The organism is Curtobacterium sp. UCD-KPL2560 (genome assembly GCF_001705035.1).
Lineage (GTDB): Bacteria > Actinomycetota > Actinomycetes > Actinomycetales > Microbacteriaceae > Curtobacterium.
In genome coordinates, this window is the sequence record NZ_MCIG01000003.1 from 88385 (window position 1) to 99567 (window position 11183).

Consider the following 11183-nt stretch of genomic DNA (forward strand, 5'->3'; position numbering starts at 1 on the left):
CCCGCGTCGCACAGGTGGTCGCGTCTGCACCCATCGGCCCTGTGGACGCGGGACGGTCGTCCACAACCCGCCCGGGACCGCTCCGCAGGGCCGTGCGTCGGCCTACTCTCGGCTGCATGACCACGAGCACCGCCGACAAGGCCACCACCCTCCAGCAGCTGCACGAGGCCCCCGAGATCCTGCGCGTCGTGAACGTGTGGGACGCGATCAGCGCCAAGGTCGTGAGCGACCTGCCGCACACGAAGGCGATCGCGACCGCCGGGCACTCGATCGCAGCGTCGCACGGCTACGAGGACGGCGGCATGCCCCTCGACGTCGCCCTGGCCGGAGCGGCGACGGTCGTCGCGGCGACCGACCTGCCCGTCACCGCCGACCTCGACGACGGCTACGAGGACCCGGCTGAGACGATCCGGCGCGCCATCGCAGCGGGCGTCGTCGGTGCGAACGTCGAGGACCGTCTCCGTCCCTTCGACGAGGCCGTCGCCCGGGTCGCGGCGATCACCGCGGCTGCCGAGGCCGAGGGCATCGCGTTCCAGCTCAACGCCCGCACCGACGCCATCGCGCGCGGCGGCGACCGGCCGATCGACGAGAGCATCGAGGACGCCATCGCCCGCGGCAAGGCGTTCCTCGACAACGGTGCAGCCCTCGTGTTCGTCCCGGGTGCGATCCAGCGCGACGTCGTCGAACGACTCGTCGACGGGCTCGGTCGCGGCAAGCTCTCCGTGATCGGCCTGCCGGGCGCCCTGCCCGCCGCCGAGTACGAAGCCCTGGGGGTCGCCCGCATCTCCTACGGGCCGCTCACGCAGCGCGTCGCGCTGCGCGCGCTCCGCGACCTGGCGACCGACCTGTACGGCGACGGCGTCGTGCCGGAGGACACCCCGGTCCTGAACTGAGCCAACGCCGGACGGGAGGCTCGGGGCCCGACCGCACCGCGCCTCCCGTCCGGGCCCTGGACGTCGAGCCCGATCTCGTGTACAGTGTCTCGCTGGTGCACTGCAGCGAACCCATCTGACTCGCGCACACCGACCCGTCTCGCAACCGGCCCACCTGGGCCGCATTCCCTCGAGACCACCGCTCGATCCGAACGGACGAGCTGCACGTCGAGACACGACGTGCGCGCCCGCACCCGATGCGTCGCGCCGGACTGGGACGTCCGCGCCGACACCGGGCAGAACGGGCGCCGAACGACCAGGAAGTACCGCACCATGAACACCATCACCACGAACACCCGCATCACCATCACAGGGACCGCACTCGCGGCCCCCGTCGTCTCACCCGACCGCATCGCCGAGTTCCCGGTGCGTGACGACCGCTCGCAGCGCGAGTACCTCGTCCGCATCCCCGCCGACGACCTGCGCGCCTTCGTCACCCGTGACGCCCGCGTGGACGTCGACGGCGAGTCCGGCTGGACCGTGCCGGGCCGCTCCTGGCGGGGCGAGGCGAGCAGGACCATCCTGCTCGCCGGGTCCGTCCGCCGGGGCGAGCTCGCCCTCGCAGCTTGATCGGCTGATCGGCTGATCGGTCGGTCGACTGATCAGAGGACCGACACCACGACGAACGCCGTCGGCACTGAGCCGGCGGCGTTCGTCGTTCCCGGTCGCACCCCGCGGATCACGACCGCGGCGAGGTCACACGGCCGGCGGGTCGTCCGCTCCGCGGAAGTGCTGCCGTTCATCGGCGTTCACCGGTCGTTCCGGGCCCGCTCGGCGCGCAGCGTCCCGGAGCCGTCGGATGAACGCCGGATCCTCGGGTTCGAGTTCGTCGTCCGGCGCCACCGTGACCGTCAGCTCGCTCGACGGACCGACCAGCAGCAGCGTCCGCGTCACGGTCCCGTCGTCACCGACCGACGGCACCGAGATCGCGTCGGTGCGGCCGTTCGCGCCCAGTGCCGCCGCGTAGTCGACCACGGCGTCGGCGATCAGGTCCCCCGTCAGGATCAGGGTGGCGTCGTAGTGGATGTACTTCACGTGCCCTCCCGCAGTTCGTGCCACTGACGGTAGGTGCCGGGCGCCGAGTCGCCGTCCGGGCTCTGCGTTCTGCGGCCAGCCGGCCGCACGACGGACGGTCAGTACTCGCCCTTGATGACGAAGTAGGACCCGCGGATCGTGCCGGCGAGCTTCGACCGCTGCCGCGCGAACTTGAAGGCGCCGAGCTCGTCGGGCACCTCCATCCCGTCGGACAGCTTGAAGCCCACCGCGCGCTTGCCGCCCGATTCGATGGCCCACAGCACGTTGACGGACAACCCGGACTCGTGGAACACGTACGTCCAGCGCACCCCGTCGACCTCGAACTGGGTCGCCTCGAGCACAGGGGACGCGACGACGATGCCCCGCTCCTCGCGCAGGATCGTCGCGACGTACTCGACGAGCTCCGGGACCTCGGCTGCGGGCTGCGTGGTGAACGTGAGGTCGTACTTGTTCCGGAAGTACCGGGCCTCGTTCGCGCGGAGCCCGGCGAGCGCATCCGCGACCGGGGAGGACTCGAGACCCTCGGTGGAGACGGTGACGAAGTCGACGACGTGCGGCATGGGTGGCTCCTGTCGGAACGGCGGGTACCGGCGATGTCGTGACGCCGGCGCCTCTGGTGCGCCACACCGTACCGGATCAGCGGTTCGTCGTCAGCCCTCCGTCACCCGCACTGCCGACCGAGTGGACCGGTGCGTCGAACGGGCCTCAGACCTGCGGCGGGTCGGTCCGCAGGCGGCGGGCCTCGGGCTCGTCCGAGTGTGACGACGCGGCGTCGGCGAAGCGGCCGCCACCGACCGCGGTCGTCCGGCGGGCGAGCTCGTTGACGAGGTCCTCGTCCTCCGGCTCCAGCTCGTCGTCGGGAGCGTCCTCGACCATGATCTGCGATGCGGGCCCGAGGAGCATCTCCGCGGTCACGCCGTAGCCTTCGGCATCCGCGGTCGGGACCTCGACGATGTCCGTCGTCCCGTTCTCCCCCAGCGCCGCCGCGTAGGCGAGCACCGCCTCGGCGATCGCCGTTCCGGTCATCACACGGTTCTCGCCGTACACCACGTACTTCATGGGAACCACTCAACGCCCGCGCTCACCGTCTCCCTCAGGTTCGAGCCGCCAAAGGGTACGGACTGCGCGTATCGGCGGTTCCCAGTACTGGGGGTGTCCGCCCGGACCCGCACCGAGTGGACTGGACCCATGCAACCGCTCGCGACCGTCGACACGTCCTCCCTGCTCCGGGTCGAGGTGGTCGCCGCGATGATCCGTGTCCTCCGGGTCCGCGCGCTCCACGAGGTCACCTACGAGCACGTCGCCACCGAGTCGGGCCAGCCGCTCGACGTGGTCCACGACGTCTTCCCCACCTGGGACGGGCTCCTCCTCGCCACCATCGACCAGTGGAACGCCGAACGTTCCAACGGCCTGATGCCGGTGGCCGAACGCAGCGGCGCCGTCGTCTTCCTGCGCGCGATCGTCAGTGCGAACGTCGCCGACCCGTCGCTCATGCGCTTCCTGACCTCGACGCTCAACATCGCCGCGACACCGCACCACCCGCTCGCGCCGATGCTGCACGTGCGGTGGCGTCGGTTCCACGCCTTCGTGCAGCACGCCCTCGAGCACGACGTCGAGATCGGCCGCGAGCCGGGGACGATGGAGCCCGCACGCGGCGCCGAACAGCTGCTCGCGACGTACGACGGACTGCAGCTGCAGTCGATGGTGCGGCCGGAGATGGACCTGCTCGAGTCGTTCGACCGTGCGGTCACCCGGCTCCGCGAGGGGTGGACGCGGTCGTACGTGCCGCCGGTGTGGGACCTCGCCGAGGCCGACGCAGTCTGACTTCCGGTCAGCGGCCCGAGCCGCGTCCGATCGCGGCGGCCGGCGGGCAAGCCGACACCGATCGTCGCCGTCGCTCGACGCCGCCCGGTCCGGCGATGTCGACTGCGACGATCAGTTGTTGAAGCGGAACTCCACCACGTCGCCGTCCTGCATGACGTAGTCCTTGCCCTCGATGCGCGCCTTGCCCGCGGCACGCGCCTCGGCGATCGAGCCGGTCGCCATCAGGTCGTCGAACGAGATGACCTCGGCCTTGATGAAGCCCTTCTCGAAGTCGGTGTGGATGACGCCCGCGGCCTGCGGAGCCTTCCAGCCCTTGCCGATCGTCCACGCACGCGCTTCCTTCGGCCCGGCCGTCAGGTAGGTCTGCAGCCCGAGGGTGTCGAAGCCGATGCGCGCGAGCTGGTCGAGGCCGGACTCGGTCTGGCCGGTCGACTCGAGCAGCTCGGCGGCGTCGGCGGGGTCGAGGTCGATGAGCTCGGACTCGACCTGCGCGTCGAGGAACACGGCCTGGGCCGGAGCCACGAGGGCCGCGAGCTCGGCCTTGCGTGACGCGTCGGTGAGGATCGCCTCGTCGACGTTGAAGACGAAGATGAACGGCTTGGCCGACAGCAGCCCGAGCTCGGCGATCGGCGACAGGTCGATCGAGGTCGCGGACAGCAGGGTGCCCTGCTCGAGCGCGGCCCGTGCCTCGCGAGCGGTCTCGAGCACGACGGGCTCGGCCTGCTTGAGCTTGAGCATCTTCTCGTAGCGCGGGAGCGCCTTGTCGATGGTCTCCATGTCGGCGAGGATCAGCTCGGTGTTGATGACCTCGAGGTCGTCCTTCGGGGAGACCTTGTTCGCGACGTGCACGACGTCGTCGTCGGTGAACCCGCGGACGACCTGGGCGATGGCGTCGGCCTCACGGATGTTCGCGAGGAACTTGTTGCCGAGTCCCTCCCCCTCGCTCGCACCCTTGACGATGCCGGCGATGTCGACGAACGACACCGGAGCGGGCACGGTCTTCTCGGACCCGAAGAGCGTCGCGAGCTGGTCGAGCCGCGGGTCGGGCAGGTTCACCACGCCGACGTTCGGTTCGATCGTTGCGAACGGGTAGTTCGCGGCGAGGACCTGGTTCTTGGTGAGGGCGTTGAACAGGGTCGACTTGCCGACGTTCGGGAGACCGACGATTCCGATGGTGAGAGCCACGGGACGACAGCCTACCGGCGGCGGCCCGCCGGGGCCGACCCGCGCCTCCCGTCCGACGCCGTCAGCGCGACAGCGCTGCGGTCCGCCGCTCCACCAGTCCCAGGACGTCGGCCTGGAGGCGCTGCGAACGTCGCCAGTCGCCGGTCACCTCGAGCGCGTGGTCGGCTCCCTCGACGGTGTGCAGTTCAGCACGCGTCGTCCCGACCGCGTGCGGCGTCCACAGCGCGTCGGCGGAGCCGCCGACGGCGATCGAGCCCGCTCCGGCCGCGGCGAGCGCCGCTGCCACCGCCGGGTCGGTGAGCACCGGCGTGAGCCACACGCCGTCGACCGCGTGCCGGACGGCCCACGGCAGCGCGAACGAGCCGAACGACTTGGCCACGACGAGGTCGGGACGGCGGCCGTCGAGCGCGCGCTCCACCTGACCCTCGACGAACGCGACCGGGTCCACCTTCGCCGCGGCGTCGATCGTCCAGGCCGGCGCGACGACCTCGGCACCGTGCTGCTCGGCGATCGACCGTGTCCACCACAGGAGCGGCGCCTGCTGGCCGTACCCGGCTCCGGGCAGGACGAGGACGAGGGGGCGTTCGGCGCGCGTGGTCACCTCCGCACGCTACCGGCGCCCAGCCGCAACGCCGAGGTCGCGCGCGGACGATGTCGGGACCCCGTGCGACGATCGGGGCCGTGCCGTTGAACTTCACCGCGATCGACTTCGAGACCGCCAACAGCTCGCCCGCCAGTGCCTGCTCCGTGGGGCTGGTCAAGGTGCGCGGGGGTCGCGTCGTCGACCGAGCGTCCTGGTTCATCCAGCCGCCGGTCGGGCACGACGCCTTCCTCGAGTGGAACACGCGCATCCACGGCATCGTCGCCGAGGACGTCGTGGGCGCGAAGGGCTGGGCCGAGCAGTACCGCGACATCGTGGCCTTCGCCGAGGGCGACGTCCTGGTCGCGCACAACGCCCGGTTCGACATGGGCGTGATCGCGGGCGGCTGCTCGGCGACCGGGACCGAGCTGTCCGAGCACCACTCGCTGTGCTCGCTGGCGGTCGCGCGCAAGACCTACACGCTCGACTCGTACCGGCTCCCGATGGCGGCACGGGCCGCGGGGTACGAGGGCTTCCAGCACCACGACGCCGCCGCCGACGCCGAGGCCTGCGCGGCGATCGTCGTGCACGCCGCGGGGCAGCACGGGTGCGACACGGTCGAGGCGCTCGGTGCGGCCACCCGGGTGCACATCTCGCCGGTCCGACCGCGCGCGGAGCAGCCGACGCCGGCGGGCCAGCCGCGGCCGGCGCGGCAGCCGCGGCTGTCGAACCGGCCGATGATCTTCGCCGACTGATCCGCGGGCGGGGCAGGGCACGCGACCCGCGCGTTGCGGTCCGCTGTCGCGCGTCGACGCCGGACGGGAGGCGCGGTGCCGGCCGGCACCGCGCCTCCCGACCGTCGCTGCGTTCGACGCTGCGTCCGTCAGGGTGACGGTCAGCGCCCGGGGATCGTGATCGTGAAGCGCTCGTCGAAGTACATGTACTTCACGACGAGCTTCCGGACCGACGCCGGGATGTTGCGCAGGGTCGTGGCCTTGCCCTCGGGCGTGCCGACGATGTTCGCGTAGCCGTTGCCCTCCTCGTCGCCGATGAGGAAGCGGGTCTCCGGGGACGTCGCCGTGAGCGTGATGGAGCCGTCCGCCGCCACGTCGGTGACGCGGACGGGCGAGTCAGCTGCCTGCTCGCCCTCACCCTGACCCGCGCCGGGCCCCGGGACCGGGGTGAAGCCCGGGTCGACGTTGCCGTCCGACGGCTGCGCCACCACCGGCTCCGGCGCGGCGCCCGGCCCCGGCGTGAAGCCCGGGTCGACGTTGCCGTCCGACGGCTGCGCCACCACCGGCTCCGGCGCGGCACCCGGCCCCGGCGTGAAGCCCGGGTCGACGTTGCCGTCCGACGGCTCTGCCACCACCGGCTCCGGCGCGGCAGCATCCCCGGTCACCGTCACCGTGACCCACTTGCTCCCGTGCCACGGCCGGAAGGACCGGACGAGCACGCGGTCACCCGCCCGGACACCACGCAGGGACAGCGAGAACCGCCCGTCGGCGTCGGGCGTGACCAGTCCGTAGGCTCCGCCCCGCTCCACACGCGCTTCGACCTCGTTGTCCGGGTTCGTGGTGCCGGAGACGGTCGCGCCGTCGTCGGTCGCGATCGCCTGCAGTTCGGCAGGTGCGGGCTCGGAGATGTAGAGCTTGACGTCGAGCCATCGCTGTTCCGTCCCGTCCTGCACGGTCACCGTCGTCACGGTGTGCATGCCGGGGCTCAGGGTCTCCGACGGCGTGCAGGCAACGGCCTGGCGCGCGGGGACGGCGACCTCGCACAGCGTCTGGTCACCCTCGACGAAGCGGATCGTGGTCGCTGCGGCCGCCCACCCCGAGATGGCGGGTCGCCCGGAGTCGGGCGTGAAGACGTACTGGCGGTCCTGGTAGTCGACCGGCTGCTGCCCGTCGACGGTCGGGATGTAGGCCACCGGGTGCTCGGCGGCGGATGCGACCGACGGGACGAGCGCGCCACCCGCGGCGGTGAGGCCGACAGCGGCGAGCGCGGCGGTCTTCGAGATGCGAGGCATCGAGGTCCTTCCTGTCTGGACGGGTGGAACGCGTCGTTCCGAGGCCCCGCCTGACCCGCACATCCTGAATGTTGCATATCAAAGGCCCCTGCGTGCGATCCCTTCCCGGAGCCAGACCGTGTGTTCAGCCGCCACAGCGCCGGACGGGAGGCGCGGTGTCAGCCGGCACCGCACCTCCCGTCCGTCGCTGCGTCCGTCGCTGCGTCCGTCAGGGTGACGGTCAGCGCCCGGGGATCGTGATCGTGAAGCGCTCGTCGAAGTACATGTACTTCACGACGAGCTTCCGGACCGACGCCGGGATGTTGCGCAGGGTCGTGGCCTTGCCCTCGGGCGTGCCGACGATGTTCGCGTAGCCGTTGCCCTCCTCGTCGCCGATGAGGAAGCGGGTCTCCGGGGACGTCGCCGTGAGCGTGATGGAGCCGTCCGCCGCCACGTCGGTGACGCGGACGGGCGAGTCAGCTGCCTGCTCGCCCTCACCCTGACCCGCGCCGGGCTCCGGGATCGGGGTGAAGCCCGGGTCGACGTTGCCGTCCGACGGCTCCGCCACCACCGGCTCCGGCGCGGCAGCATCCCCGGTCACCGTCACCGTGGCCCAGCCGCTCCAGTTCCAGGGCGTGCCCGCGCGCACGAGGACACGCTCGCCGGCCTTCGTCCGCGGGACCACCACGGAGAAGTGCCCGTCGGCGTCCGCGGTGCCGATCTGCAGCGCGGCGCCGAGCTCGGACCGCGCCTGGACCGTGTTGGCGGGGGCGGTGGTCCCGGTCACGACCGCGTTGCCCTCCGAGGCCTCGGCACGCAGGTCGGTCGGCTTCGCTGCGGCGACGTGCACCGTGATCGTGCCCCAGCGCTGCTCGGTGCCGTCCTGGACCGTGACCGCGGTGATGTCGTGCTGCCCGCGGCCGAGCGCCTCGGCCGGGGCGCAGCCGACCGACTGCTGGGTCGGTGCAGCGACCTCGCACAGCGTCTTCTGGCCCTCGACGAACCGGATCGTGGTGGCGGCGGCCGCCCACCCGAGGATGAACGGGCGGTCCGACTCGGCGGCGTAGACGTACTTGTGGTCGACGTAGTCGAAGGGCTTCTGGCCGTCGACGGACTGGATGATCGCCGTCGGGTGGTCAGCCGCCGACGCGACGGACGGGACGAGGGCGCCTCCGGCGGCGACGAGGCCGACCGCCACGACGGCGGTGGTCTTGGTGATGCGCGGCATCAGGATCCTTCCTGCCCGTGTGGGTGGAGCACGTCGCTCCGCCACCCCACAGGACCTGCAACATCCTGGATGTTGTGTTTGAAAGACCCTCGAACGCGATGCCTTCAGCGTCCGACTCAGGCCGACGGCACCGCCACTTCCCCGGTCTGGTACTGCGCGCGCCCGAACCCGAAGGACCAGTCCTCGGGACCGTTCTCGACGTACCCGATGAAGACGTCCTCGGAGGCGACGCCGACCGCGACGAGTCGCTCGTGCACCGCGGCGTACAGGGCCGCCTTGGCCTCCGCGCTCCGGCCGCGCTGCGTGAAGACCTGCACCATCACGACGCCCTCGGTGCGCTCGAAGCCGAGGCCGGCGTCCTCGGCGATGATCTGCTGCGCCGGGTGCTCCGTGACGATCTGGAACCGGTCGCGCGGCGGGATGCCGTACTGGTCGACGATCGCGGCGTGGATCGCGTCGGCGACGGCGCGGACCTGCTCCGGGGTGCGGCCGGTGGTGAGGTCGATACGGACGAGCGGCATGACGGTCTCCTGCGGGTGGGTGCGTGTCGGGGTCGGGGTGCGCGCTGCTCCCGACCGGACGGCGGACGGGAGGCGCGGTGCCAGCCTGCTCCGCGCCTCCCGTCCGGCACACGGTGCGTCCCCAGGACCGCACCCCCGTCCGTCACCGACCCGTCGGTCCGTCTCGCGTGCCGGGAGGCGCGGTGTCGGTGGGCTCTGCCAGGGTCGCGTCATGCAGATCCTCGCGTTGGTCATCGGTCTCGTCCTCGGCATCGCCGTCGGAGCGGTCGTGGCCTTCGCGCTGGCCCGCTCGCGGGCCGGCGTCGACGCCGCCGCCGCGCACGCCACCGCGGACGCGCTGCGCGCGCAGCTCGCCACGGTCCGGTCCGACAGCGAGGAACGCCTCGACGCGCAGGACGCGCAGTACCGCCGGCAGGTCGACTCGCTCGAACGTCGGGCGGCCGAGTTGGAGCACCTCGTGCAGCGCATGCACGGCGCCGACGCGGCCCGGAAGCAGGACGAGTCGAAGGTGCTCTCGGCCCTCAGCCCGGTGGCGCAGACCCTCGATGTGATGCGCGCCAAGATCGCCGAGCTCGAGCAGTCCCGGAGCGAGCAGTACGGCGCCCTGTCCGCACAGCTGCGGTCGGCGGCCGAGTCCGAGGAACGCCTGCGCGCGACTGCCGACACCCTCGCGAGTGCCCTGTCCTCGAACAGCACCCGCGGCGTGTGGGGCGAGACGCAGCTTCGGAACGTCGTCGAGGCCGCCGGGCTGCTCGAACGCGTCGACTTCGACGTGCAGTCGTCGGTCACCACCACCGCGGGCGCGGCCCGTCCGGACATGGTCGTGCACCTGCCGGGCGGCAAGACCATCGCCGTCGACGCCAAGGTGCCGTTCAGCGCGTACCTGCAGGCGGCCGAGATCCCGGCGACCGCGGGCGGAGCCGAGGGGGCGCGGCGCGACCAGCTCGTCGCTCAGCACGTCAAGGCGCTGCGGGCACACGTCGACGCCCTCGCCGCGCGCGAGTACTGGTCGGGCTACGACGCCTCCCCCGAGCTGACGATCGCGTTCATCCCCTCGGAGTCGCTCGTCTCGAGCGCACTGGCCGCCGACCCGGGGCTGCTCGACCACGCGTTCCGGAAGCGGATCGCGCTCGCGTCGCCGGTCACGCTGTGGTCGGTGCTGAAGACCGTCGCGTTCTCGTGGCAGCAGGACGTCGTCACCGCCGAGGCCCGTGAGCTGTTCCGGGTGTCGCGGGAGCTGCACGGCCGGCTGTCCACGATGGCCGCGCACGTGGACAAGCTCGGGCGCTCGATCCGCGGCAGCGTCGTCGACTACAACCGGTTCGTGGGGTCGCTCGAGCGCCAGGTGCTGCCGAGTGCCCGGCGGTTGTCGCTGCTCGACGAGTCGAAGGTGATCGCGGACCCCGCCGCCGTCGAGGACGAGCCGCGGCTGCTCACCGCGCCGGAGCTCGTCGGCGCCCTCGACGAGGACTGACCCCGGGGCTGCAGCGCTGCGCCCGCGGCGCGGCGCACGCCCGCGCCGCGCCGGCCGACGGCCGGCCGCGCCGGCGCGGGCGGGCCCGGCGCGACGTGATCGCACACAACGGAAAGCACCTCGCACCACGTCACTTCGCGGCGCGAGGTGCTTCCGCTTGTGCGAAACGCCGCGTAGCAGCGCCGCGGCAGGCGCGGCCGCCCGACCGCCGCCGCAGGCGAGGCGGGCGGCCGGCACGGCGCGGTTCCGGCGCGACGTGCGCGCGCACAACGGAAAGCACCTCGCACCACGTCATCGCGTGGCGCGAGGTGCTTCCGCTTGTGCGAAGCGCCGCGTAGCAGCGCCGCGGCCGCCCCGCCGCCGGCGGCCGGGCGGCCGGGCGGCCGGGCGGTCCCGGCC

General features: G+C 72.4%; 13 protein-coding genes. 5 read left to right on the plus strand and 8 right to left on the minus strand.

Annotated features, from left to right (window positions below; all coding sequences use genetic code 11):
* The first annotated feature begins 116 nt into the window (after positions 1-116).
* Positions 117-893 (plus strand): isocitrate lyase/phosphoenolpyruvate mutase family protein, encoded by a 777-nt coding sequence (locus BEP24_RS01990; protein ID WP_065959720.1) that lies wholly within the window; start codon positions 117-119, stop codon positions 891-893.
* A 312-nt stretch (positions 894-1205) separates the two neighbouring features.
* Positions 1206-1502, plus strand: a complete 297-nt coding sequence (locus BEP24_RS01995; RefSeq protein WP_141693320.1) for a hypothetical protein — start codon at positions 1206-1208, stop codon at positions 1500-1502.
* A gap of 126 nt (positions 1503-1628) precedes the next feature.
* Here BEP24_RS01995 and BEP24_RS02000 read toward each other — a convergent pair whose 3' ends face one another.
* The 3 genes from BEP24_RS02000 to BEP24_RS02010 all read right to left on the minus strand — a co-directional run bounded on the left by BEP24_RS02000 (position 1629) and on the right by BEP24_RS02010 (position 3026).
* Positions 1629-1967 (minus strand): hypothetical protein, encoded by a 339-nt coding sequence (locus BEP24_RS02000; protein ID WP_065959723.1) that lies wholly within the window; start codon positions 1965-1967, stop codon positions 1629-1631.
* A gap of 98 nt (positions 1968-2065) precedes the next feature.
* Complete coding sequence (locus tag BEP24_RS02005) at positions 2066-2527, minus strand: phage tail protein (protein WP_065959725.1); 462 nt, start codon at positions 2525-2527, stop codon at positions 2066-2068.
* Positions 2528-2672: 145 nt separating this feature from the next.
* Positions 2673-3026: a hypothetical protein gene (locus tag BEP24_RS02010; protein WP_065959728.1), complete on the minus strand. Its 354-nt coding sequence runs from the start codon at positions 3024-3026 to the stop codon at positions 2673-2675.
* 129 nt (positions 3027-3155) lie between these two features.
* On the opposite strand from BEP24_RS02010, the gene BEP24_RS02015 reads away from it, so the two are divergent.
* Positions 3156-3791 carry a TetR family transcriptional regulator C-terminal domain-containing protein gene (locus BEP24_RS02015; protein ID WP_065959730.1) on the plus strand — a complete coding sequence of 212 codons (636 nt, stop codon included), beginning with the start codon at positions 3156-3158 and terminating at the stop codon, positions 3789-3791.
* Positions 3792-3902: 111 nt separating this feature from the next.
* Here the strand turns inward: BEP24_RS02015 and ychF are convergent, their stop codons facing one another.
* Together ychF and BEP24_RS02025 are read right to left on the minus strand one after the other, a co-directional pair.
* Positions 3903-4976, minus strand: a complete 1074-nt coding sequence (gene ychF, locus BEP24_RS02020; RefSeq protein WP_065959732.1) for a redox-regulated ATPase YchF — start codon at positions 4974-4976, stop codon at positions 3903-3905.
* A gap of 61 nt (positions 4977-5037) precedes the next feature.
* Positions 5038-5577, minus strand: a complete 540-nt coding sequence (locus BEP24_RS02025) for a hypothetical protein (protein WP_065959734.1) — start codon at positions 5575-5577, stop codon at positions 5038-5040.
* A gap of 80 nt (positions 5578-5657) precedes the next feature.
* On the opposite strand from BEP24_RS02025, the gene BEP24_RS02030 reads away from it, so the two are divergent.
* Positions 5658-6311: an exonuclease domain-containing protein gene (locus BEP24_RS02030; RefSeq protein WP_083229995.1), complete on the plus strand. Its 654-nt coding sequence runs from the start codon at positions 5658-5660 to the stop codon at positions 6309-6311.
* Between the two features lie 140 nt (positions 6312-6451).
* Here BEP24_RS02030 and BEP24_RS02035 read toward each other — a convergent pair whose 3' ends face one another.
* From BEP24_RS02035 to BEP24_RS02045, 3 genes are all read right to left on the minus strand, one after another.
* Positions 6452-7582: a hypothetical protein gene (locus BEP24_RS02035; RefSeq protein ID WP_065959739.1), complete on the minus strand. Its 1131-nt coding sequence runs from the start codon at positions 7580-7582 to the stop codon at positions 6452-6454.
* Between the two features lie 220 nt (positions 7583-7802).
* The gene (locus BEP24_RS02040) at positions 7803-8789 is read right to left on the minus strand and encodes an Ig-like domain-containing protein (protein WP_065959740.1); all 987 of its coding nucleotides are present in this window, start codon (positions 8787-8789) and stop codon (positions 7803-7805) included.
* 116 nt (positions 8790-8905) lie between these two features.
* On the minus strand, positions 8906-9310 hold the full coding sequence (locus BEP24_RS02045; RefSeq protein WP_065959742.1) for a tautomerase family protein: 405 nt from the start codon (positions 9308-9310) through the stop codon (positions 8906-8908).
* Between the two features lie 211 nt (positions 9311-9521).
* Between BEP24_RS02045 and rmuC the strand changes: the two genes are divergently transcribed.
* A complete protein-coding gene (gene rmuC, locus BEP24_RS02050) occupies positions 9522-10784 on the plus strand; it encodes a DNA recombination protein RmuC (protein ID WP_065959743.1) in 1263 nt (420 codons plus the stop codon).
* Positions 10785-11183 lie beyond the last annotated feature (399 nt).